Source organism: Ruegeria sp. AL11 (assembly GCF_056540865.1).
Map to the genome: position 1 here is coordinate 98,956 of NZ_JBQFXO010000013.1, position 21,824 is coordinate 120,779.

Consider the following 21,824-nt stretch of genomic DNA (forward strand, 5'->3'; position numbering starts at 1 on the left):
GACTCTTTATGTTTAAGACACTCATCACCTCCTCCGCCATCGCGCTGTCGCTGGCAACTTTCGCTTGGGCCGCAGCTCCCACCGCGTTCGACGTGGCCGAAGATCACACACGTATCTTCATGTCTGCGCAACCCGTTCACGAAAACGGCATGCCTGCGCACGGCAATGCTTTTGTAAGCCAAGGCTATATCTATCCTGAGGGCACGCTCGCCGATGGCACCGTGGGTGTCCTGGAAGATGGTAGCCCTGCTTTCCCCGATCTCGTTCTGGGAACTTGGACCTGCGATGGATACTTTGTTGGCGAAGGTGGTAACGCGACCACCGGTGTCTGGATCATCAGCCGCCAGACCTTTGCATTCAAAGATGGCGCGACCCTCGTGACACAAGGTACCGAGATCGCCGATATCGGTCAGCCCAACCTGCGCCCGGTGACCGGGGCAACTGGCGATTTTGCGGATATCGATGGTGGTTTGATCCAAACAACCCTCGGGTTCAATGACTTCTGGGGCCTTAGCGCGACATACGCGTTTGAAGCGCCCGAGATGGATGAGGCGAAGGCACAGGATGCGACTTACCTAAGCAATGGCGATCAACCTATGCCGGTCCATGAAGGTGACCACCTAGAATGGGATTCAGGCTCTCCGGTTGGACCAATCTTTGAAGAGCACATGATCCCGTCAACATGACGGCCCATGCAAAATGGTTGGGCGGCAACGCCGTCCACCCACCACCCCACATGTAAGAGAGAACAGAAGCATGAATAAGCAGACCACAGAATTTATCCGACAGGCCGAACCTTCGGATGCCAAAAGCCTTGCCAAACTGATCGATGTTGCTGGCGAAGGCATCCCGAATTGGCTGTGGACCCGCGCCTGCGTTGAAGGCCAAACACCGCTCGAAATCGGTATCGAACGCGCCAAGCGCAAGACCGGTGGATTTTCTTACACGAATGCGCTTGTCGCGGAAGCGGGCGGCAACCCAATCGGTATAGTGCTAAGCTACCCGATCACCGAGGGCCCAACCGAGAACCCAGATAATTTACCAGCGCCCATTGCCCCCTTTGTCGCACTTGAAAAACTGTCGGTGAACACCTGGTTCATCAATGCGCTGGCGGTTTTTACCGAAGATCAAAACCAGGGTGTCGGATCACAGCTTTTGTCCGCGGCAGAGAACCTCGCTTGCAAGAATGGCTTCGACAAGATGAGCATTCAAGTCTACGCCCAGAACACTGGTGCCGTGCGCCTCTATGCGCGGCAGGGCTACAAGCAGGTGGCAAGCGAACCTGTGCGTCTGCATCCAAGCCCGCCCTATTACACCGGCGACGTTCTGCTGCTGATGAAATCCCTCTCAGACGAAGCTGCCTGAGTCCAAACACACTCTGAAAGACGCCTCGATGTCCTCCTATTGGCTCATATTATCGGCCGCTGGTGCCAGCTTTACGCTGGGCAGCGTTCTTCTCAAACAGTTTGCGGACACAGGTCTGGGTTATGTCCTGCTTCTCGCCGTTCTTGCGTTGGGGCTTGGCAATCTGGCCTATATTCGTCTGCTGGCACACGGTCTCGGGCAAGGGGCCGTCATGTCCAGCATGAGCCAGGTCATCGCGCTGTCCCTCCTTGGGGTGGTGCTCTTCGGAGAGCGCCTCGCGATGCCGCAATTAGCGGGCCTGGGCCTCGCCATCGTCAGCATCTGGCTCTTCTCGCAATCGCGCTGACGTAAACTTGGTGACCGAAATGACCTCTCGCTGCTTGTCCTTGGTGTTGTGTGCCGCGCTCTCCGGCGTGGCGTTTGTCGCGGTTCTTTCCCCCGCCCGGGGTGACAGGGCTACATCCGAACTCTCGCTGCCTTCGCCGCTGAAGGATCAGGACTATTTGTACGATGGCGCACCCGATCCAAAGCTGGTCGAACTGGGACGAAACCTGTTTTTCGATCCGGTCCTGTCGGGCAACCGCAACATTTCTTGCGGTACCTGCCATGATCCAGCGTTTGGATCGGGCGACGGTCTTGCGCTTGGCATCGGAGAGGGCGGAACCGGTGCAGGTCCAAAGCGTGTGACGGCTGTTCCGGTCACGGGACGGGTGCCCCGCAACGCGCAACCGTTGTGGAACATCGGTGCGCGCAGCTATGTGTCGTTGTTTCACGACGGGCGTGTCGAAACGCTGAACCCGGGCGATGCTGCGGGCCCGATCCGTAATCCTGCTGGAGCCGATCTTCCCTCAGACGTTGCCAGCCCCTTGGCTGCGCAGGCGTTCTTTCCGGTCACATCACCAATTGAAATGGCAGGCCAGTATGGCGAAAGTTCTATTGCAAATGCCGCCCATTACGAAAACAGGCCAAAGATCTGGGGTAGCCTTGCGGCGCGGGTAGCCGACATTCCGGACTATCTGGAGATGCTGCGTGCCGCGTACCCCGAGATAACGGGTGCTGAGCAAGTCACATACGGTCATATCGCTGACGCCCTTGCAGCCTTTCAAACGACGGCGTTCCGCTCAGATGAGAGCCCCTTCGATACGGTTTTGCGCACTGGTGATCTGTCGACTCTCACACAGGATGCGCAAGAAGGCCTTACTCTCTTCTACGGGGCTGCGCGATGTGCAAGCTGCCACAGTGGACCCTTACTGACCGATCACCAGTTCCATGCCATCGCCGTTCCGCAGATCGGCCCTGGCAAAGGGCATGGGGGCGACATGACATACCTCGCTGAGACTGGTTTGGCGGCACGTATGGAGGACGAGGGTCGCTATCGCGTCACGGGGAACTCCGAAGACCTATTTGCTTTCCGAACACCGTCGTTGCGCAATGTCGCGCTGACGGGGCCGTGGGGGCACAGCGGGGCGTTCACTTCATTGGAGGATATGGTTCACCACCACCTCAACCCCCTTGCAGGTCTTTCGGCCTTTGACCCTTCCGATATCGCCCTACCGCCAATTGAGCACCTTAAGCGCATTGCCGCGCGAGGATCGCAATTGCGCTTCGTTCCCTTGGAAGCGGAACGTCGCCATGCGTTTGAACAGCGAGACACATGGGTGATGGCGTCTCCTCAACTTCGTCAACGCATTGCTGATAGGAACGAGCTTTCACCAATCAAGCTTACTGGCGAAGAGATCGAAAACCTGATCGCCTTTTTGCACGCGCTCACCGATCCGACGGCTGAAAGTCGGAGCCACATGATACCTAAAAGCGTCGCATCCGGCCTGCCGCCACAGCCTCAACCGAAGTATTGAAATGGAACTCGACCACAATTTTCTCTTTGTGAAGGACAAAGCGACTGCGCTCGAGATGATGGAGCACGCTGGATTTGCTAGATTCTCAAACACGCCGTAGTTCGCAAAGCGTTCCTTGGCGCAAGCGCTATGAAGTGGCGCTTTGTCCTCAATCTGTGAGTATGATCATTTCCAGATTTCGCAGTTGCAGCGAACGGCGGCAATACGGGCTGCGACCACAGCATCAGAGCTGGGTGGTGAGTGTCTCATATGGGCCGAGTAACTCACGGAAGAAAGGGTAGGGACCCATACTGCGGGGCTTCCGAGGTCTGCTATTTTCCCTTGAGCACTTCACCAACCAAGTGGTTCATAGCTTTTTTGTAAGTCACTGGGTCGCCCCCATAGGCGATCTCAAGAGCGGCGCGATCAAACGCTGCCGACAACAAATTAGTCAAAGCATCGATCTGCTCTGGTGAATGCTCAGGAAGAGCCCGCGAAAGCCCTTCACGAAGTTCTGCTGTTCCATTGGCTCGAGTCAACGCGACAGCAACGCTATGCCCTAATACCGCTGGTGCCTCTTCCATCAGGAGGCGCACCCGACCTGGAACCAACATCGCTTCAAAAAAGGCATTCGATCCTGTCACCATGGCCTGTTCGGGATCGGCCACATTGCGGGTTGCTTGGTCAATATGGTGTGAGATCGCTTTGGCCTCCTCTTCTGCGACGGCGCGGAAAAGGTCAGCCTTGTCCTTGAAATGATGATACAGCGCGCCCCGAGTTACGCTGGCCTTACGTACAATGTCTGGGGTTGCAGTATCGGCAAATCCCGAATCCACAAACAGTTCACGGGCGGCCACCAGGAGTTTGGCACGCGTTTCTGCGCGCCGGTCTGCCTGGCTGCGTCGGGCGGGTTTTTCTGGGGGCAAGATTGACGGCTCCGAATATCACTACAAGCACCCTACATACATCTTGCATGTATTTGCAAATCTATGATACATACACATTGCATGTAAGTTAGGGAGATAAAGAAATGCGTGTCACACAATATTACCCGGTCATTCAGTCTGAAACGGTTTCTGAAACGGCAGAGTTCTACAAACGTCACTTTGGCTTCCGCGCAGCATTCGAGGCGGATTGGTATGTGCATCTACAAAGTGAAGCGGATCCGTCGGTCAATCTCGCGGTCGTCCAGTCAAACCACGAGACGATCCCAGAGGTTTCCCGCGGTGCGTCTAAGGGTATGATCCTCAACTTTGAAGTCGAGGATGTCGACAAAGTGGATGAACGACTTCGGTCGGAAGGAGTTCCGGTGGCAAAGTCACTTGTGAGCGAGCCGTTTGGTCAACGCCATGCGATTTATCGCGATCCAAACGGGGTACTGATTGATGTTATCACTCAGATCCCGCCCTCAGAGGAATTCCTGTCTCAATATGCGGCCGACGCGGTGCCGTCGTAATTCAGGGTGCCGGGTGGCCAGGTTGGTTCGAAGCAGTTGGAACGATTTGCCCGCGTGTAAAGGGACCAATTCTGGACAGATCAGTGGCCCTCGCCGAGTTGGCCACCTTTGGTACTGGGGCGGCCTTGTTACCTGTGCCCATGTTCGAACGCTACATCGAACACGGCCGCCTGATACAACCCTTCAGTGAAGCCGTTAACGCTGGTAAATATTGCTTCGCCTAGCCTTCGGATCGCCCCGCAACGGATGATATGGGTAAATTTGCAGAATGGCTGATCGCCAACGTAGCCACTGAATTAAGTGACTTCACGGACCAAAACCGCGCAAATTGATCTGCATCAATATTTGGACCGCAAGCGAGAGTTATGGCGAACCGAAGCAGTTTGGATGAAGTCGCGGTGACAAAAGAAAAAGTTGGCCGAATTGTCTGGCACGATCTTTTCACGCCTGATGTGGAAGCTTCCAGGTCATTTTACGAAAGCGTGGCGGGTTGGAGCTATATTGTCGAACACGCCACAGATTTCGCATGGGGCGGTGGCCACAGAGATTTTGTCCTCGCCACTCTCGATGGAGAGGCAGGGGCCGGGATTGTTTCTCAAAATCTGGTGCTCTTTGAAGGGTGGATTCCTTATGTTGAAGTCGAAGACGTAGATCAGGCCGCCAAACTCGCCGTCAAGCTTGAAGGATCAGTAGTGAAACCTCCCTTTGAAGTTCCTGGGGTTGGTCGGAACTGCCTCTTACGTGATCCGCTTGGCGCATTCTTCGGTGTATCAGTTTCGCGACACGAATACCCTGTCCCCGCTCGTCAGTTTACGCATGAACACTACCTATCCCGTAGCGGCGTATTCCCCGACAACTTCTACCACCAAATGTTCGGATGGAATCTCTCACCTGCTAGAAACGTACCTTCGTCACAGAGACCAATTAGTCTAAAAGACGAAGTGTTGGCGATATGTGCAGCGGAACCTGCAGTTCCCAACAATAACGTGGCGTGGGCGCCGGGTGTTCGCGTCGACTTTCTCGAAAACGCGCTGAGCAAGATCAACTCAGGCCCAGGTTCCGTGCTTGCTCGTCATCAGAATAATAAAAACACTTTTGAGAAAGGTTTGGTATGCGATGCAGCTGGGGCATTGTGCTGTGTCGTCCAGAATTGATGCTCGGTCGCAAGGTTCGCAGTCTATTGTTTATAGCGGCATCCTCAAGTGGGTCAAAAATCTCAAATCTGACTGTAGTACAAGCGTAACGCAATTCCACTTTGCCCCGTTAGAGATAATACATTTAGCGCCAGTTTTCACAAACGCAGCGAAGGCAGGAAAGCGCGCTGCTGGCGAAGTGTGCGAGAACCATACTTAAGGTTCGAGTCGGGGCGATTGCACTTGATAGTTGTTAGTATTGTGAGCACGCAACATCCTGATGCGAAACGGCATTGTTTGGCCTTGAAAACAAGTACCGGCTATTCCAGGAAACCGTCAATGGTCGAGGCGACATCAACGGCGGTTTTCACATCGGACATGCTGGTGTTCTCAAACGCGCTGCCGCTTTCTATACTTGGCTTGAGCAGCTCGAATATAGAAAGGACTTCCTCTTCCAGATTGGCTGGCTTTTCCTCGGACCAGCTGGCTTTGGTCTTTGCAATATCCGTCGCCAATTTCATCAGATCAAGGCGCTGAGGTAGAGTTAGCATTGGTTGGTTCCGGGTCTGGTTGCGATGTCAGGACCAGCCTACGCACAGTGGTCGAACGGGCAGAGTGAGTCACCGTTAAAATCCTGACGGCCCGACCTCAGTCCAGCGCCCCGGTTGCGCGCAGTGCCTCAGTCATTTTCTGTGAGATGTCCGAAGGCACATGCCAGATCGTGTAGAGCGTCCGGATAAACCGGTCTACATCGGGAATGTTGGTCTTCAGGGCCAACAGGATTGAACCCAAGTCGGCATCCGCTTCCGTGTAAGGGACGCACATAAGCTCAAGCACTTCGGAGCCATTCCACATGCCACCCCCGACCTTGCGCGCCGCTGACCGCGCGCCGCTGTAATCACCTTTCATGAAACAGATCAGGAACGTGCTTGCGTGGTACCAGCCGGGCGGGTTGGGGCTCAGCTCGATCGCCCGGGCGCTCAGTCTCGCGGCCTCTTCCAGATCGCCGCGCAGGGCAAAGCAGGCCGCCAGATCGGCCAGCATGTCCGGATAGTTCGGATTGGCGCGCAAGGCTTTTTCAGCCGCGTCTTCAAAGCTTTCGAACTCGCCGCGATGAAAATGGGTCAGAAACAACGCGTGCTGGCCGGTGGCATTCAGCGGATCCAAAGCGACCGACCGCTGCGCGGCCTCCAGCGCGCGATCAAAGGGTGGGGGGGATTTGCGAAAATTGAACCCGCCGCGCACTTCGTCGCCGTAGACAATCGCGAGCATCCCCCAGGCCCCGGCATATTCGGGATCAATCTCAACGGCGCGCTCCAGCAGGTCGCGGACCTTCTTGTGTTTTTCGGCCGTCGGCTCTCGCCAGTATTCGGTGGCCAGCAACCGGCACTGATAGGCATCAAGCGTGTGCGTCTGCGCCCTGCGCTGTACGGCACCCGTTCGATGGATCACACCATGGGGTTCCGCGATTTCCGTGGCGATCCGCGCGGCGATGTCGTCCTGAATTTCAAACAGGCTGTCCGCGCTCAGGTCGCGGTCATACGTGTCGGCGGAAACCTGATGACCGGTTTCCGCATCAATCAACTGGGCGGTCACGCGCAGCTTGTTGTCCCAATGGCGCACGCTGCCTTCAACCAGATATTGGACGTCCAGTTCGCTTCCGACCGCGCACGGATCGCGGCCGCGCCCGCGAAAGCGAAAGGTGACGTGCCGGGACAACACGCTCACTTCGCGAAACCGGGCGATGGCCGAGATGATTTCCTCGGTAAACCCGTCGGCAAGATATTCCTGCGACGGGTCTCCGCTCAGGTTGTCAAAGGGCATCACGGCCACCGCAACCCGGCCTGTTGACGCCGGGGGCGTTTCGGCATCGGCCCGGCGTTCGGGGTCAAACGCGATCTCAAAAACCGGCGCGTAGGACCCCTTGGGAATATGAATTCGAACAGGGTCGTCGCGCCCTTCCTGAGCGTAATAGAGATCCAGCCGGCTGCGCATTTTATTGGCCTGAACCCGAACGATCGTGTCGATAGTGGGGTCGAAATCCTCGGGCTTGTCGAATACGTCAATGCCGATTGCATAGCCTTTCAGCGTCTCGGACCGTCCGGCAAGCGCTTCGCCGACAATATGCGACAGAAAGCGGTTCAGGCGCGTGGTATCCGCGAAATGCGGACTGACGAGGATGCGCTTCAGTTGTTCCTGAATGGCGCGCGGATCTATGGCAGAGCTTACTTCGGCAAGCATGTTTCCCTCCGTCGCCCAACTTTGTCCGATGACGAGCCGCGTCACAAGACAGCGCGGCGGTTTAACCGTGACTCACTCGGACGCGGGCCGGGGAATTGCGAGGGTCCGGGTCATGGCGCTCAAACGGGCCCAGCGAACATATGACCCATGAAAGGACTGAACCATGACAACATTTTCCGAATTCGTACAGAAAGCCAAGGACGACTATACCCGTGTCGAGGACGAGCTGAAATCGTTCGAACAGAAGGTCAAGGACGCGGGCGACGCGACCGACAAGTGGACCCAGGAGCAGGTGACAAAGCTGCAATCCGATCTGCAGGAAGCAAAAGATAAGGTCACTGACCTTGCTGATCGCATCCAGAAAGAAGGCGAAGACGCTGTGACGGAAGCGCATGATCAGGCGAAGAACCATTGGGAAGCCTTGCACGCCGCCGTTGCCGCCTATCGCGATCATCTCGACAATTCGGTCGCCTGACCCTGATCCCGGAGGTCGACATGACTGATTCAGTTAATGAAACCGTGCCGAATCCCGCGCTCATGGAAGAGGCCGCCGGTTGGCAGCCTCGACCGGTCTGGCTGATTGTGCTCGGCGTCGCCATGCTCTGTGTAGGGCTGTGCGCCGTAGCCTTCCCGCTGATGTCCACGCTGGCCGTCGAAGCCTTTGTCGGCGTGGCCCTGCTGGGCGGAGGCATCGTCACAGCGATTCAGGCATTTGCGGAAAAGGCGTGGAAAGGGTTCTTCTGGCTGTTGGCCATCGGTGTTCTGAACGCGCTTGCGGGGCTTGTTCTGTTGCTTGATCCGTTCGGCGGCGTTCTGGCACTGACCCTTGCGCTTGGCGCGGTTTTTCTGGCCGAAGGTGTGTTGCGGATCGTAATTGCCATTCGGTCGCGTCAGGAGCGGCCCATGGAGCTGATGATTGCGTCCGGCGCGATGGCCATCCTGCTTGGCGGCCTGATCCTGTCCGGTATCGTCAATGGCACGTCCCTTGTTCTGCTGGGGGTTCTTGCCGGCCTGAACCTGATATTCGCCGGTGTATCCCTGATGTCTTTGGGGCTGGCGCAGCGGTCCTTGGCGCATGGGGGCCCGCAAGCTTAAGCGCGCCCTGGCGAACCCGGAATGGCAGGGGCATCTGATGCTCCTGCTTTCCGTTTTCACTGCGCCGCTATATTCCTTGCCCGGCGCTCGCCGCCCGAGTGTCTTCAAACAGCCGGACCATGCGGTCCAGAAACCACAGCTTGCCACCCATAACCAGCAGCAACCCCAGAAGCGTCGGCCAGATTTGAAGCTGCCAAAGCCCCCAGACCAAGGGGCCGATACCGACAGCGCTGACTGCGGCCAGAACAAGAGGCATCTGGCGGTGCCTTGCAGGGATCGGCGATTTCGCGCGCGCAAGCCAGATCCGTTCCCCAAGTACACCTTTGGACATCCAGTTATCCGGATTGGCCGTTTTGCGGAAGGCGCGCGGGTTCCACCATGTCCAGAAGACAACAATTCCGATTGGGACAAGGCACCACCAGCCCAGCCAAACCCGGCTCCAGACGGCCAGAACGAACAGGGGCGGGATGCTCAGACGGCTCCAGCCGCTCCACGGGTTGGTGTGCCGGTCCCAGACGACATCGGTCATCGAACCCTCTTCCGAAGCTGGATCGCAATTATGGCCGCTTCTTCCCGCGTCGGCCAGAGCGGCAGGCAACGCGCGCCGCCCTGACCATGCGGGTCAAAGACCCGAGATATCCACATACACCCGGTAATCCGCGATCCTGTCCTCGCGAAAGTTGAACCGTGCAGCAAAGCGCACGTCGTGTGTGCTTTGGTCCTTGCGCGTGTAGTGAACGGTGCCGTCGCAGAACGCGGTATCGCCGCTGGACCAGATGCCGGTGATGGTATGTTGCATATCCTGGATCGTGGCAAAGAATTCCGCGTTCGCGGCTTGCACGGCTATGCGCCCGTCAATCTGTTCGAAATTGCCAAGCTGGAATTGCACGTCTTCGGTGACATGCTCGACAACGCCGGCTTCGTCGAGCGCGTCAACCGCTGAATAAAGGGACGCGATCCGGGGCGCGTGAGCCGCTGTGGTGGGGGCCGTGATTTGCATGTTTTGGTTTCCTTTTCTGTTTGAAAGTTTTCGGTGGGTCTAAGTCTGGTTGGCCTGTGACCCTCGGTGCAGGACCGTTGGGAGTTTCAGGTGGCCGTTGGTGACGGCTAGCCCAAGGAACAGGATTGCGAGGGACCCAAGCAGTCCGAGGCCAAGAGGTTCCCGAAAGACAATTGCCCCGATTGCGATGCCGGAAAGCGTGGCAAAATAGCCGACCTGCGCGAACCCAACGCCATCCGTGCGCCGCTGTACTTCGAAGGTCAGCGCATAGCAGAGCGCGGTGATGGATCCGATGCCTAAGATTGCGCCAAGCAGGGCAGGGGGCACCGAGACGTCGCTGATTGTGCTGCCGCGTCCCAGTAACAGGGCGGAAATCAGCACCAGCTGTGACAGAAGCGTTCCGGTCGCCAGCCCCAACGGATCGCCGCCGGGCGGGTAGGCATAGCTGCGAAAGACGTTGCCGCAGGCCAGAAACAAGGGCCCCAAAAGCGACAGGGCAATCCACGCGGGCTCGACACCCGACAGGTCAAATCCACCCATGGTGGCAAGGCTGACCCCTGCAAGGCCGATCAGAATACCAATCAGGCGGTGCAACGGCAGCGTCCTGCGCGCGATCAGTGCCGTTATCGCAAAGGTAAACAGCGGTGACAGCGTGACAAGGGCGGAATAGAACCCAAGGCTCACGTGCTCCAGCACCAGAAACCCGATCACAGCGGGGCCGCTGACACCGAAAACTCCGGCACCGACATAATAGGGGATGTGCCGCGTGTCGAGCGCCACCCGCTTCTTCGGCAGCAAACACAACGCCAACAGCGCGATGCTTGCCAGCAAAACCTGCCAGAACAAAGCGGTCAGAGCAGATATTCCCGCCATCGAGACGAATTTGGACAAAGTGAAACTGACCCCCACCAGGACGCCGATGGCCATGATCAGCGCTGATACACGGGATCTTCCTAAGTCACGTTTGATCACCTGATTTATAGGAAACTCCCAAATTACTGACAAGGACAAACGCATCTGTGCGAACGGTTTTTCTGTGTTTATTCGCTGAGGTTTGACCCGCTTTGCTTCAAGATTGAGAAGCAGAACATGAAGCAAATCCCCCAAAACAAACACACCACCGCGCGACACTCCGCGGATCTGCCGGGGTCACGCCCAGTGAGGTCGAAGCCATGAGTTTCCGTCAAATCTCATCTGCCCGGTTTCAAGACGCGAAGCGCTTCCACAACGGCCTTCCCGAGGGCTGGAACCGGGACCGGTTTCGGCAGCTCTGTGTGTGCCATGCCCAGATCAGAGGCGCATCCGCCCAGTGTATTCGCACCTTAGAGATCATCATCGATATGATTACGCCATGCGCGTTTCGAGACCCGTCTCAGGAACCCTTTTGCTACGCGCGCCAGGAAACCCTCATTGCCGGGCGAGGCGTGACAGATCGAACAATTTACAACCATGAACGCGAACTGGAATCCATTGGTTTGATTGAACGTAGGCTTGGGGCAAATGGCGCGCGGTGTAAGCGCAAAGGGCTTGGCCTCTTCCTGACCCCAGCCCTGAACCTCATTCCCGAGATGCGCGACGCGGACGTGCGCAGCAAGGCTGAGAAGAAAGAGCATGACGAGCTGCGCGGGGATCGATCACGGCTTTACCGATATGTGAAGTGTAGTCTTGCGGTGCTTTCATCACTCCCCTGCCCTCCTGAAAGTCTGGAAGGCATGAAGGAGGAACTTCGATCCTGGCCGCGCGCTGACAAGCTAAAATACCTGTCATTGGATGCCCTCAGATCACATGTTCAGGCGGCCCATGACCATTGGAAACGGATCGAAGAGTATGTCGCAAAACACGCTGGAATTTCGGGTGAACCCGAAGCAGGTTTCGGGCCCCATATACAAGACCAAATTGAAGAAAAAATTCTGTCCTGTAACGCCGATGGCGAGGAGAAAATGTCCTCGGCTAAAGCCTCGGAACCAGATTGTTCTGGCTCCGGGCCTGCCGGCCCTCCGAATTGCTTAGAAAGCAATCATCCGACGGATCTGATATCATGCAAGGCCCAAAACCTGCCTCGGGTGAACAATCACATCCTGTATGAACTGGCCTCACCCGAGTTGTGCATGCATATCGATATCGCCGGTGGTGGAGATCGAAATTCCAATCCAAGCCTCTATGCAATCGAGACCGGCACTTGGTCCCGGCTGTCTGAGATCGGCACCAATATCTCCGCCTGGCATGCGGCTATCGAACGGTTGACCGTGATGGGTGCAATCCTGGCCGGGTTGATCACAGACGCGAGGCTGAGCGATCCACGATTGCCACCAGTGGTTAATCCGGGCGGATATCTGCGCGGTATGGTGCACGCAGATGAGCGCGGGGAGTTGAATCTGATTTCCAGTTTCATGGGTTTGTTGGCCCGAAGGGCGCGGGAGGATGAGGATGGACTTCGCTAGGATACGAGATCGTTGCTCAAACCCTGCCCGTTGGTATGTTGCCAGCTTCGCAAATTCATGCGCCTCATCGGCAAGATTTTGCTCTGTTTCCGCCTCCAGAACAGAACAGTATTCAGATCTGTGATTGGCTACGGGAATTCCCGAGTGGTTTGTTCAGCTTTAGGTTGCTAATCGGCCCCAACGGCAACGCGGAACAGAAAGACAGCTTATGAAAATTGCGGATATTGGCAGTTCTGAACTGGATTTCAGGCAAACCGGGGAGGCGCACCTCCAGGAGATTTGCTCCAGGTTTGGACTGGAAAATGCGTCCTACGCCCATATCGACAAGCATCACAACGTTGTCCACGGTTGCACCACGTTTTCAGCCGAATGGGTCAGGTATTACGTCGACAACGATCTGGTTCTGGCCGATCCCCTCATTCGGTTTGGCGCCACAATGATCGCACCGATCGACTGGTCAGTGTTCGACAACCAGGCTGACTACGCAGCGCTTTTTGAGGCAGCCCGGAAATTTGGCGTTGGACGTAACGGTCTTTCCATTCCGGTTATCAACCCCTTCGGGGAGCGGGGCGTATTTACCGTCACGTCCAATGCGCCTCGCCCCGAGTGGGACGCATTGATCACGAGAATGCTCCCTGCCCTACGCCATGAAGCACAGGTTCTGCACCTGCTTGCCCTAGATGTCATTGAAACCGTATTCAACTTTCCCTCGGATTCCCTGTCTGGCGACGAGCTGGATGTGTTGAAGATGCTCGCGTCGGGTTTGATACCGTCTGTCATTGCCCGGCAGACGGGGCACTCTTCGCGAATGGTAGAGGCACTGACTGCTTCGATCACCACCAAGCTCAAAAGCCGGACGATTGAACAGGCAGTGGCGCGGGCAGTCAGTACTGGATTTCTTAAGTGGAGCGATTTCTTTGCCGACCCTGTGGCCGAACTGGTCAATATGGAAAGCCAGCGACTATGCGGTGGGATCGTCCGTTGGGGTGGCAGGTCTCACGAGTTTATCGCTTTTGAAGACGGCAGACTGGTTCGGAACGCTGACAGCTTTCAGCCGATCCAGATCACGGCTCTCGCGAGAGAGTTTAACTTGAGTGCAAACGAGGTGGTCGAGGAACTTGCGTGTAACCGTGATCAAAAATTGCGGATTAGGTATCTCTGAATTCGGCTAAAACGCACTGCTTTGTCTTTGAAAAGGCCGCAGGCGCAAGTTTCACATAATTTAGCTTCTGCGTTTTGGGTTGTTTTCATAACCATCTTGTCGGAGTACGTAAATAATGGGACTGAATTATTGAGACTCGCCTCCCATTGAATTCAACACCTTAGGTTTTTTCGCTTGTTTAATGTTTCGATGGTTCAGGCGCTTCAAGTCTCCGTCAAATGAACGCCAGTGAGCCTCTTAGCAACCTGGAAACCGGCGCAGTGTATCTTACTTGAGTTTGGTTGATCAGCACAATGCTCTGCGCCAGCACTGGGCCCAAACCTGCCGCTAAACAAAATCGGTGATCGCTTCAATGTGGTCCAACAAAGCCGCCATTCGCCGCAGCTGCAAACTTGAGTGCCCGGCGAACCAACGGTCTGCGGACAAAACCTGCCTCGGTGTTTCTCTCTCGAATAACTGTTGTATGCGCTTTGCAGTCGCGATGTGAGACACCTCTACTAAACCCTCCAGCAAATCCGTTGTGATTAGCCGACAATGCACTCTTAGGCTTCGCACGGAGAATCAACCGCCAGATGTTGTACTCGGAAGCCCGCCTTTCAGAACTCCATCTTTTTGGTAGACAAGTTCAAATGCCAAATTGACGCCTTGTGACAGCAGGCGGCTCAGATCGTTCAATAAGGAACTCTCCAATTCCAGAGCCAGATCGTCGCTGTCGGTTTCATCAATCAGCCAAGCCATTTTGAGTAATCGCTGACCAAAAGATGTGTTGGTGAAGCATCCTCCTCAACCTTAGAGAAACGTCCAATGGGCTCACGAAATACATTGTCTGTTTCATCGTCATTGACGGTCGAGACCTCACCAATCAGAACATCCCCACCTTCGCCCCAGAACGCGTGCCAATCACCAGGGCGTAAAGTGACGCTTTCACCGGGCTCCAAGCGCAGTTTCTCACCCGGACCAAAGTTGTGGCGGATGCCGTCTAACCAGACCACACCGCCACAGTCTTCTGCAAACCCACCGGTATCATCCGAGCCGTAAAGTTCCACGACCAAAGTTGCGCCGCCGCGGTTGATGATATCTTCGGCTTTCAGAACATGCGTATGCATAGGCGACAGCTGATCCTGCCGTGATATCAACAGTTTCTCGGCGTAGCACATGCCACCGCCCTTGGCTAAGTCGCTCTGTAGACCGTTACGCAGCGTAAAGAGAAACAGGCCCATCCTATCAAAATCACCGTCACCATAGTCAGTGATATCCCAGCCGCAACGCGCGTCTATGACGTGTCGGGCGTCACGTTCGCGTGCCTTGAACTCCTCGGGTGTCCAATAGGCGAAAGGTGGCAACGTGAAACCGTGAGAGCGAATTACGTCGTCTGCATGCGCCATAATCTCGTTGATGCGCGAGCGTTTCATGCGGGAACTTTTTGAATTTTAAGGGTTTCGATTACCATTGCAGCCGTCCAGGTGAAGTCTCCGCCACCACACGGTTCGCCGCTGATCGGATCATAGTATTCCGCAAAGCCACTTTTCTCGATCAGACGCATGCTATCTGCTAATAGACGTTGTGCCATAGCCTCTTGGCCCGCCAGGATCAGACCATCGGCGATCATATAGTTCACAATGAGCCATGATGGTCCTCGCCAATAGCGCCTGCTGTCAAAGGAGCTATCCGCAGGATCATGACTCGGCACCAAGTAAACACACCGCTGGGACAACAAGTTGATCCTTGCCACCAAAGCTTCAGCACGTGCAGTTGGCACTTGTGCAAACGCCGCAAGTATTCCGCCGACCGTAGGCGTGTCCTGCAAAATTCCCGCAGCGCGGTTGTAGCATGTGTATTGCCCAAGCTTTGGGTTCCAAAGACTTTCCATCGCCGCACGACCCTTTGCCGCCATCGCACGTGCTTCAAGGGCCATATCGGGATCACCTATGAGTTCGGCGAGCTCCGCGACATCGTCGCAGGATCGTATCAGGATGGCATTAAACCCCGGATCAACAAGGCGGAAAGGCGAAGCGTCATGAAGTAGTGCGTTGTCCCAACCCAAACGTCGAAAGGTTTGGACCAACCAGATATACCTTCGGTACTGCTCGTCCGTCGGACGATGATCAGGGTTGGCGTGTGTTGTATCGCGCCGTGTAAATGATGCGACCCCCTCCATGGGAACGCCTTCTAGCGCCTCGTCCCAATCTACTGAATTATCTCGCCCAGATTCCCACGGGTGGATGATCGCAACGAGACCAGAGGCTTCGGGATCACGATGCTCGTAAAACCATTTATGCCAGGCATGAATCTTGGGCAGTAGATTAGCAAGCCGCCTATGCGCTAGAACTTTGTCTTCCGAGCGATCAAAAATCTTGCGCAAGGCAAAGCCAGCGACGGCTGGCTGCGTAATACCTGTCGTGGGTACGTCTCGGTTTGTTCCCCAAACGTCGGGGCCAGGGAAATACCCATCATCAGGTTCATGGAAAATGATATGGGGCACCATACCGTCGGCCCATTGATGAGCCATTAAGGTCTCGATTTCGACCCATGCCCGATCAATATCGTAGTGTGAAAAGCCAAGCGCAGATAGAGCGCTGTCCCAATTCCACTGGAAGGGGTAGAGACCATGGGTGGGCACGGTGTAGCTGCCCCGGTCATTTCCGTCCATGACTTTGCGGGCCTGATCAATCAGCGCTTGGCTCATTGTGCTTCTCCTTTAGGCGACGGCCAAAGTGGTTTCTGGGTCAAACCAACGCCCCCTGCCCTCTTGGGGCGCCAGCGTAAGTACATCGCCGGGCTTCACGCTAAGCTCACTGTCCAGAACAGCGCGGAACTGGTGCCCGTCGACATCACAGGTTACCAGCAGATGTGCGCCCAAGGGCTCAACAACCTTGGCGCGTGCTGCAAAGCCTGCATCCGTGATGCGCAGATCTTCCGGGCGAATGGCCCACTTCAGATTTTTGCCACTTGCCGGTCCATCAAAGCTCTGTCCCGCCACTGTCCAGCGACCAGAGCCCGCAGCTTCAGCGGGGAGGAAATTCATCGGTGGATTGCCGATAAAACTGGCCACAAACTCGGCCGCTGGATCCCTATACACCTCGATAGGCGAGGCTGCCTGAACGATTTTGCCCTGATGCATAACGCTTATCCGGTCAGCCATTGACATGGCTTCGACCTGATCGTGTGTCACGTAGATGGCGGTGGTTTTGCTTTCGGCCAAAACACCTTTTAGCTCAGCCCGCATTTCCATCCGCAACAGTGCGTCGAGGTTCGAAAGCGGTTCGTCCATCAGGATCACATCAGGTTCCATTGCCAACGCCCGGGCAACCGCCACACGCTGACGTTGTCCGCCTGACAGCTCGCCCGAATAGCGCTTTAAGAGCTGCTCGATATGCATCAAACCAGCGGTACGCTCGACCCGGCGCTTGACCTCGTCATCAGGCAGTTTCTGCATCCGCAGACCAAAGCCAATGTTCTCGAACACCGTCAGGTGTGGAAAGACCGCATAATTCTGGAACACCATCGAAATGCCGCGATCCTTGGGCGATAGGTGATCCACACGACGCCCTCCAATCCAAACTTCACCGGTAGTAGCTGTCTCAAGTCCGGCGATGATACGCAAAAGAGTAGACTTACCACAGCCCGAGGCCCCAAGAAGAACCATAAATTCCTGGTCTGCGATGGTCAGGTTGATGTCGTGAAGAGCTTGGTAAGACCCAAAGCTCTTGGCGACGTTCTTGATCTGAATTTCAGCCATAACAGTTTCCTTTCAGCCACCGCTCAGCGGTTGGCGATGCCCCACATGGCAAAGAGATATTTGCGCACAGCGAAGATGAAGATCAGCGCAGGCACCACGAGGATGAAGCCGCCTGCGAATTTCAGGTGCAACGGAGCTTCCCCCAATGTCTGCAATAGGAACGCGGGAAGCGTCCGGTTCTCGATGGTCAGCACGGCGGCCGCGAATACTTCGTTCCAAGAAATCACGAAGGCAAAGATCGCCGAGGCCGTGATACCTGGCAGCACCAAAGGCAGGATCACCTTGGTAAATGCGGTCAAACGCGTGCAGCCCAATGTCCAGGCAGCTTCCTCCAGCTCCAACGGAATGCCCGAGAAAAGCGAGAAGGTGATCAGCACCGCGAACGGAATCGCCAGGGTCGTGTGCACAAGAGACAGGCCAAAGGCTGTGTCATCCAGCCCGGTGCGGATAAAGAGAACCGCAAGCGGAAGCGCCAGAAGCGGAAGCGGGAAAGCCCGCGTCAGCAAGATCAGCAGCCGGAACAGCTCTTTCCCGCGAAACTCAAACCGAGAGAGGGCGTAGCCAGCCGGCGCTCCGATGGTGATTGAAATCACCATCGTCAGCACTGCAACCACCACCGAGTTCCACAAAGCCATCAGCATCCCCTGGAACCCCATGAAGAAGTTTATGGATCCCATATTGAACTCCGGAATGAAGCTTTTCGGGAAGCTGTTCACCGTTTCCGGTGAAGACATCGTGTTCACGAACAATAGGTAGAGCGGTACGATCACCCAGGCACACAACAAGATCACTCCGGCCCGGTAGATCCCCCTGCCCGCCTTGCGGGCGTCAGGGGCTACAACATCAGCTACAGCGGTCATATCGTTGCTCCTTTCGGGACACGTAGTGCGCGCATGATGAGCAGAGTAAAGACGATCGAGATGATCAGAACGATGATCGCCAGTGCAGCTGCTCCACCGCCATTTTGCAGGTCAAATTGGTAGGCATAGATTTCGCCCATGAGCACCGGGAAGAGCGTGCCACCGAGCGCTGCGACCACTGCAAAGACTTCAAAAGCCAGAATGACGCGCAGGATCAATGCTGTTTGCAGCGAAGGACGCAACATTGGCAGGGTGATCCGTGTGAATTGCTTCCACCGGGAGGCTCCAAACACATCGGCGGCCTCATAATATTCTTTCGGGATCAAACCGATGCCCGCCACCAGGATCACAAGCATGATCGCGGTCGCGCGCCAAATCTCAGCCAGCATGATCGCTAGGAAGACGATCCACGGGGATTGATAGCTAAGCAAGCTCACAGGTTGGTCCGTGACACCAAGTCCCACCATCATCGAGTTCAGGAAACCCGATTGCTCGAAGATCGCCAACCAGATGATACCGGCGGCAAGGTCAGAGATGCCAAGCGGTATGGTCCAAATGTACAGGACCAGATCGCGGCCCTTTTGCATCTTTGTAACCATCGTGGCCATCAGAAGGGACAGTGCCAGCTGGATTGGCACGACAGCGGCGGCCAGAAGGAATGTATTCTTCATCGAAATCGGGAACTTCCAGTAGCTCACAACCTCACGAAAGTTATCCAGTGAAAAACCGTTCTCAGTTCCAAACGCCTCCTGCGCAACCAGCACAAACGGGTAGAGGAAAAATAGACAGAGAAACAGGGTCACCGGGAGGATCAGAAAGTATGGCAATAGCCGCGCTTCCATCGGACCGCTCCTTAGAATTGGGAAAATGCTGGGAAATGGGCCGCCGTCAAAACGGCCCAGCTATTTGTTTGGATTTATTCGACGGGACATGGGCCGTCTGAAGGCGCATCAGGGGCCCAGCAGGGAGCGCCAGTTTCGTTCATGATCTTTTCAAGCTGTTTCTTTTGATCTTCCAGAACCTGTTCGATGGGTTGCCCCGCCAAAACAATGCGCTCGAACGTGTCCACATAGACACGGTTGAAATCACCACCCATGCTGCCCAAACCTGCAGGCAGCAGTCCAGGATTGGCGTCTGCTGAACCGCTCATTGTTGCAACTGCTTCGCCTGCTGCCTTGACCGAAGGCGGCAGATCGTCTGGCAGTTCAACATCAACCACGGGGAAGAAGTTGGTTGCCTTTAGGGTTGCGATCTGCGTCTCAGGCTGCATCAGAAAAGTTACCAGAGCTTTCGCGCTTTCGGCATCTGGCGCGGTACGCGGGATGGCAACACCTGCCAGAACAGGCATGAAACCGCGACCAGTCGGACCCGCAGGTGCCGGGAAGGCAACGAAGTCGTCAGGGCGCTCGTTGAAGGCTTGCGCCAGACGTGAGGTGTGATCAAAAACGATCCAGGCATCGCCATTCAACAGCTGTTCCTGCATGAAAGAAAAGTTGGTCGATGCAGGGTTTGTGTGGCTCCACAGTTCTTTGAATTTCTCCCACGCCGTCACGGCCTCCGGCGACGCAAAAGTACGCACAACACCATCTGTGTAGGACGGATAGAGGTAGCCCTGGAAGAACCGGTGCTTCAGCCCCTTGGGACCCGCAGGAAAGCCGAATTTTTTTTGGCCGGTCGCTTCTTCAACATTGGCCGCCCAGGCAATCAATTGGTCATAGGTCAACGCATTAATGTCAGCACCGTCAGGCAAGTACTGCAGCGCTTCGGTGTTCGCGGCCATGATATAGCTCGCTTGCATCCAGGGCATGTAGTGAAGGCTGTCGGTTCCAAGCTTGGCCAGGTCGTTAAAAGTGTCTGAGGCCGACGTGACGCCCAGATCGCCGAGATCCATCAGGTCTTCGGGGTTCATCGCTGAGAAGTTGCCATGCAAGGACCCCAGCAAATCAATGCTGCCCGAACCAGCTTGCAACTCGGCTTGCAGACGGGTCAACCACGGCCCATCTTCGTTCGGCTGGTAATCAACTTCGCCATCAAAACCGCCGAGGACCTCGGTCCGCATCGCCTGCGCTTCTTCAGCAGGTCGGGCCTGCGTCGACCAGAACAGAGTTTCCGCTTGTGCGGCAGCGGCACCAACAAGCATGGCAACACCGGATACGGCACCCGCCAGTTTCGAATGAATAGACATGTTTTCCTCCGTTATGCCTGAGGTTGACCGAAAACTGGCAACCTCCCTCCCTCGCCGACGAACTTGGATTAGCCTATGGCGAATGGAGGCACTATGATACAACGTTATATCACGAGTCAAGTCTGAGATCATTTCGTATTCGTTTTAATTTACTTGATATTTTTTTAGCCTCCTGCAATTTTAAAAGAACGTTATATCTAGAAACTGCTGCCACGATGAAAAAGCCCACCCTATCCAGCGTTGCCAAAGAAGCGGGCGTATCGGTTCCCACCGTCAGTCAGGTGATGCGCGACACCGGTCGGATTTCAGAGAAGACACGCCAGAAAGTCCTGAGCGCAGCGAAGCGACTGCGCTACGTTCCAAACCATGCGGCGGCCACCATGCGGTCAGGTGAAAATCGCGAAATAGGGTTTATGCTTAACACCCTGGCAAACCCGTTTAATTCTGAAGTAGTCAGCAGCGCTGTAGACCTTCTTGAAACTGAAGGTTTCATGGTTTCGATTCTCGATGCGCAAGACGAACTTCAACGCCAGGCTCGTCTTATGGAAGCGTGTATCAGATTCGGTCGAGGTGGATTGATATGGGTTCCGGCGATCGACACAAACGAAGAATCATTAGAGCTTATAAAGGCTCATAGCGTACCCACGGTCACCTTCATGCGAAAGGTATCAAAGTCTCTTGACTACGTCGGCGTTCTGAACACCGAAGCTCTGAGTCAAGCCACCCAGCATTTGATCGACTTAGGGCACAGGCACATTGCCTATTTTGGCGGTACCGAGCAAACATCAGTACGTGAAGAGCGTATATCGGGATACCTAGACGCACTTAAGCAGCTGGATGGCGTTCAACCAATTGTTTGGCCTTGTGAGGAGAACAAGCGCGCCGGTTTTGACGCAATCGCTGCACTCCGCAAGCAGCACCCCGAGGTGACAAGCATCGTCTGCAATGGTGATGTTGCCGCACTTGGAGCTTGCTTGGGATTGATCCGGTCCGGATTAACGCCAGGACAGGAGTTTTCGGTCGTGGGCTTCGATGACATCGAGGATGCCAGTATCTCTACCCCTGGCCTTACTACCATGGCGATCAATCCCAAAATGCTAGGCACGCGCTTGGCCGAGATCCTGCTGGACCGAATGCGTTCACCAAATCTCCCCGTTCGGCATCTCGAATACTCCGCAACGCTGAAAGTGCGAGAAACTTCAGGAGTCGTGCCCAACCCTTAAAAACGTTTCAGCTCAGACTGTTACAGCAGCAGGTCGATACTCGTACAGCGCGTGGAACGAAGGATTAGTTTGCGTTGCGTTGCACCCTG

The 21,824-nt window shown here is 55.6% G+C and carries 24 protein-coding genes; 11 read left to right on the plus strand and 13 right to left on the minus strand.

Annotation, left to right across the window (positions count from 1 at the left end; genetic code table 11):
- The first annotated feature begins 8 nt into the window (after positions 1-8).
- From ACR0IP_RS20255 to ACR0IP_RS20270, 4 genes are all read left to right on the plus strand, one after another.
- Positions 9-686, plus strand: a complete 678-nt coding sequence (locus ACR0IP_RS20255; protein ID WP_480527561.1) for a hypothetical protein — start codon at positions 9-11, stop codon at positions 684-686.
- A gap of 70 nt (positions 687-756) precedes the next feature.
- Positions 757-1,365, plus strand: a complete 609-nt coding sequence (locus ACR0IP_RS20260) for a GNAT family N-acetyltransferase (protein WP_480527563.1) — start codon at positions 757-759, stop codon at positions 1,363-1,365.
- Between the two features lie 13 nt (positions 1,366-1,378).
- A complete protein-coding gene (locus tag ACR0IP_RS20265) occupies positions 1,379-1,711 on the plus strand; it encodes a hypothetical protein (protein WP_480527599.1) in 333 nt (110 codons plus the stop codon).
- Between the two features lie 19 nt (positions 1,712-1,730).
- On the plus strand, positions 1,731-3,221 hold the full coding sequence (locus ACR0IP_RS20270) for a cytochrome-c peroxidase (protein ID WP_480527565.1): 1,491 nt from the start codon (positions 1,731-1,733) through the stop codon (positions 3,219-3,221).
- Positions 3,222-3,532: 311 nt separating this feature from the next.
- On the opposite strand, the gene ACR0IP_RS20275 is transcribed toward ACR0IP_RS20270, so the two are convergent.
- Complete coding sequence (locus ACR0IP_RS20275) at positions 3,533-4,126, minus strand: TetR/AcrR family transcriptional regulator (protein WP_480527567.1); 594 nt, start codon at positions 4,124-4,126, stop codon at positions 3,533-3,535.
- Positions 4,127-4,230: 104 nt separating this feature from the next.
- Between ACR0IP_RS20275 and ACR0IP_RS20280 the strand changes: the two genes are divergently transcribed.
- Positions 4,231-4,656 carry a VOC family protein gene (locus tag ACR0IP_RS20280; protein WP_170511118.1) on the plus strand — a complete coding sequence of 142 codons (426 nt, stop codon included), beginning with the start codon at positions 4,231-4,233 and terminating at the stop codon, positions 4,654-4,656.
- Positions 4,657-5,021: 365 nt separating this feature from the next.
- The gene (locus ACR0IP_RS20285) at positions 5,022-5,810 is read left to right on the plus strand and encodes a VOC family protein (protein WP_480527569.1); all 789 of its coding nucleotides are present in this window, start codon (positions 5,022-5,024) and stop codon (positions 5,808-5,810) included.
- Positions 5,811-6,109: 299 nt separating this feature from the next.
- On the opposite strand, the gene ACR0IP_RS20290 is transcribed toward ACR0IP_RS20285, so the two are convergent.
- Positions 6,110-6,340, minus strand: coding sequence for a hypothetical protein (locus ACR0IP_RS20290; RefSeq protein WP_170511112.1), 231 nt, complete (start codon positions 6,338-6,340; stop codon positions 6,110-6,112).
- 97 nt (positions 6,341-6,437) lie between these two features.
- Positions 6,438-8,030, minus strand: coding sequence for a tetratricopeptide repeat protein (locus tag ACR0IP_RS20295; RefSeq protein WP_480527572.1), 1,593 nt, complete (start codon positions 8,028-8,030; stop codon positions 6,438-6,440).
- A gap of 163 nt (positions 8,031-8,193) precedes the next feature.
- Between ACR0IP_RS20295 and ACR0IP_RS20300 the strand changes: the two genes are divergently transcribed.
- Both ACR0IP_RS20300 and ACR0IP_RS20305 read left to right on the plus strand, forming a co-directional pair.
- Positions 8,194-8,505 (plus strand): hypothetical protein, encoded by a 312-nt coding sequence (locus ACR0IP_RS20300; protein WP_480527574.1) that lies wholly within the window; start codon positions 8,194-8,196, stop codon positions 8,503-8,505.
- Between the two features lie 20 nt (positions 8,506-8,525).
- Entirely contained in the window at positions 8,526-9,125 is a 600-nt protein-coding gene (locus ACR0IP_RS20305) for an HdeD family acid-resistance protein (RefSeq protein ID WP_480527576.1), read from the plus strand.
- Positions 9,126-9,192: 67 nt separating this feature from the next.
- Here ACR0IP_RS20305 and ACR0IP_RS20310 read toward each other — a convergent pair whose 3' ends face one another.
- The 3 genes from ACR0IP_RS20310 to ACR0IP_RS20320 all read right to left on the minus strand — a co-directional run bounded on the left by ACR0IP_RS20310 (position 9,193) and on the right by ACR0IP_RS20320 (position 11,052).
- The gene (locus ACR0IP_RS20310; protein WP_480527578.1) at positions 9,193-9,654 is read right to left on the minus strand and encodes a DUF6653 family protein; all 462 of its coding nucleotides are present in this window, start codon (positions 9,652-9,654) and stop codon (positions 9,193-9,195) included.
- Positions 9,655-9,747: 93 nt separating this feature from the next.
- Complete coding sequence (locus tag ACR0IP_RS20315; protein ID WP_480527580.1) at positions 9,748-10,125, minus strand: nuclear transport factor 2 family protein; 378 nt, start codon at positions 10,123-10,125, stop codon at positions 9,748-9,750.
- 39 nt (positions 10,126-10,164) lie between these two features.
- Positions 10,165-11,052 carry a DMT family transporter gene (locus ACR0IP_RS20320; RefSeq protein ID WP_480527582.1) on the minus strand — a complete coding sequence of 296 codons (888 nt, stop codon included), beginning with the start codon at positions 11,050-11,052 and terminating at the stop codon, positions 10,165-10,167.
- A 245-nt stretch (positions 11,053-11,297) separates the two neighbouring features.
- Here ACR0IP_RS20320 and ACR0IP_RS20325 point away from each other — a divergent pair, with 245 nt between their 5' ends.
- Both ACR0IP_RS20325 and ACR0IP_RS20330 read left to right on the plus strand, forming a co-directional pair.
- Positions 11,298-12,566, plus strand: a complete 1,269-nt coding sequence (locus ACR0IP_RS20325; protein WP_480527584.1) for a helix-turn-helix domain-containing protein — start codon at positions 11,298-11,300, stop codon at positions 12,564-12,566.
- A gap of 208 nt (positions 12,567-12,774) precedes the next feature.
- On the plus strand, positions 12,775-13,728 hold the full coding sequence (locus ACR0IP_RS20330; protein ID WP_480527585.1) for a helix-turn-helix transcriptional regulator: 954 nt from the start codon (positions 12,775-12,777) through the stop codon (positions 13,726-13,728).
- A 561-nt stretch (positions 13,729-14,289) separates the two neighbouring features.
- On the opposite strand, the gene ACR0IP_RS20335 is transcribed toward ACR0IP_RS20330, so the two are convergent.
- The 7 genes from ACR0IP_RS20335 to ACR0IP_RS20365 form a co-directional block, all read right to left on the minus strand.
- A complete protein-coding gene (locus ACR0IP_RS20335) occupies positions 14,290-14,466 on the minus strand; it encodes a hypothetical protein (protein ID WP_170556208.1) in 177 nt (58 codons plus the stop codon).
- A complete protein-coding gene (locus ACR0IP_RS20340) occupies positions 14,454-15,140 on the minus strand; it encodes a D-lyxose/D-mannose family sugar isomerase (protein WP_170556209.1) in 687 nt (228 codons plus the stop codon). The genes ACR0IP_RS20335 and ACR0IP_RS20340 overlap by 13 nt, the downstream gene beginning before the upstream one ends.
- Positions 15,137-16,414: an MGH1-like glycoside hydrolase domain-containing protein gene (locus ACR0IP_RS20345; protein ID WP_170556210.1), complete on the minus strand. Its 1,278-nt coding sequence runs from the start codon at positions 16,412-16,414 to the stop codon at positions 15,137-15,139. Before ACR0IP_RS20345 ends, ACR0IP_RS20340 begins: the two co-directional genes overlap by 4 nt.
- Positions 16,415-16,426: 12 nt before the next feature.
- Positions 16,427-17,467, minus strand: a complete 1,041-nt coding sequence (locus ACR0IP_RS20350; protein ID WP_170556211.1) for an ABC transporter ATP-binding protein — start codon at positions 17,465-17,467, stop codon at positions 16,427-16,429.
- Positions 17,468-17,490: 23 nt separating this feature from the next.
- Positions 17,491-18,327 carry a carbohydrate ABC transporter permease gene (locus tag ACR0IP_RS20355; protein ID WP_480527588.1) on the minus strand — a complete coding sequence of 279 codons (837 nt, stop codon included), beginning with the start codon at positions 18,325-18,327 and terminating at the stop codon, positions 17,491-17,493.
- On the minus strand, positions 18,324-19,169 hold the full coding sequence (locus ACR0IP_RS20360; protein ID WP_170556212.1) for a carbohydrate ABC transporter permease: 846 nt from the start codon (positions 19,167-19,169) through the stop codon (positions 18,324-18,326). Before ACR0IP_RS20360 ends, ACR0IP_RS20355 begins: the two co-directional genes overlap by 4 nt.
- Before the next feature lie 74 nt (positions 19,170-19,243).
- On the minus strand, positions 19,244-20,512 hold the full coding sequence (locus tag ACR0IP_RS20365) for an ABC transporter substrate-binding protein (RefSeq protein WP_170556213.1): 1,269 nt from the start codon (positions 20,510-20,512) through the stop codon (positions 19,244-19,246).
- A 23-nt stretch (positions 20,513-20,535) separates the two neighbouring features.
- Between ACR0IP_RS20365 and ACR0IP_RS20370 the strand changes: the two genes are divergently transcribed.
- Positions 20,536-21,735, plus strand: coding sequence for a LacI family DNA-binding transcriptional regulator (locus ACR0IP_RS20370; RefSeq protein WP_480527591.1), 1,200 nt, complete (start codon positions 20,536-20,538; stop codon positions 21,733-21,735).
- Positions 21,736-21,824: the final 89 nt, after the last annotated feature.

Coding starts and splice junctions, on each gene's coding strand:
- ACR0IP_RS20310 (WP_480527578.1), bottom strand. CDS start 9,654: ATGACCGATGTCGTCTGGGACCGGCACACCAACCCGTGGAGCGGCTGG.
- ACR0IP_RS20290 (WP_170511112.1), bottom strand. CDS start 6,340: ATGCTAACTCTACCTCAGCGCCTTGATCTGATGAAATTGGCGACGGAT.
- ACR0IP_RS20350 (WP_170556211.1), bottom strand. CDS start 17,467: ATGGCTGAAATTCAGATCAAGAACGTCGCCAAGAGCTTTGGGTCTTAC.
- ACR0IP_RS20260 (WP_480527563.1), top strand. CDS start 757: ATGAATAAGCAGACCACAGAATTTATCCGACAGGCCGAACCTTCGGAT.
- ACR0IP_RS20285 (WP_480527569.1), top strand. CDS start 5,022: ATGGCGAACCGAAGCAGTTTGGATGAAGTCGCGGTGACAAAAGAAAAA.
- ACR0IP_RS20270 (WP_480527565.1), top strand. CDS start 1,731: ATGACCTCTCGCTGCTTGTCCTTGGTGTTGTGTGCCGCGCTCTCCGGC.
- ACR0IP_RS20325 (WP_480527584.1), top strand. CDS start 11,298: ATGAGTTTCCGTCAAATCTCATCTGCCCGGTTTCAAGACGCGAAGCGC.
- ACR0IP_RS20315 (WP_480527580.1), bottom strand. CDS start 10,125: ATGCAAATCACGGCCCCCACCACAGCGGCTCACGCGCCCCGGATCGCG.
- ACR0IP_RS20335 (WP_170556208.1), bottom strand. CDS start 14,466: ATGGCTTGGCTGATTGATGAAACCGACAGCGACGATCTGGCTCTGGAA.
- ACR0IP_RS20360 (WP_170556212.1), bottom strand. CDS start 19,169: ATGGAAGCGCGGCTATTGCCATACTTTCTGATCCTCCCGGTGACCCTG.
- ACR0IP_RS20345 (WP_170556210.1), bottom strand. CDS start 16,414: ATGAGCCAAGCGCTGATTGATCAGGCCCGCAAAGTCATGGACGGAAAT.
- ACR0IP_RS20330 (WP_480527585.1), top strand. CDS start 12,775: ATGAAAATTGCGGATATTGGCAGTTCTGAACTGGATTTCAGGCAAACC.
- ACR0IP_RS20300 (WP_480527574.1), top strand. CDS start 8,194: ATGACAACATTTTCCGAATTCGTACAGAAAGCCAAGGACGACTATACC.
- ACR0IP_RS20305 (WP_480527576.1), top strand. CDS start 8,526: ATGACTGATTCAGTTAATGAAACCGTGCCGAATCCCGCGCTCATGGAA.
- ACR0IP_RS20340 (WP_170556209.1), bottom strand. CDS start 15,140: ATGAAACGCTCGCGCATCAACGAGATTATGGCGCATGCAGACGACGTA.
- ACR0IP_RS20280 (WP_170511118.1), top strand. CDS start 4,231: ATGCGTGTCACACAATATTACCCGGTCATTCAGTCTGAAACGGTTTCT.
- ACR0IP_RS20365 (WP_170556213.1), bottom strand. CDS start 20,512: ATGTCTATTCATTCGAAACTGGCGGGTGCCGTATCCGGTGTTGCCATG.
- ACR0IP_RS20355 (WP_480527588.1), bottom strand. CDS start 18,327: ATGACCGCTGTAGCTGATGTTGTAGCCCCTGACGCCCGCAAGGCGGGC.
- ACR0IP_RS20295 (WP_480527572.1), bottom strand. CDS start 8,030: ATGCTTGCCGAAGTAAGCTCTGCCATAGATCCGCGCGCCATTCAGGAA.
- ACR0IP_RS20255 (WP_480527561.1), top strand. CDS start 9: ATGTTTAAGACACTCATCACCTCCTCCGCCATCGCGCTGTCGCTGGCA.
- ACR0IP_RS20320 (WP_480527582.1), bottom strand. CDS start 11,052: ATGGCCATCGGCGTCCTGGTGGGGGTCAGTTTCACTTTGTCCAAATTC.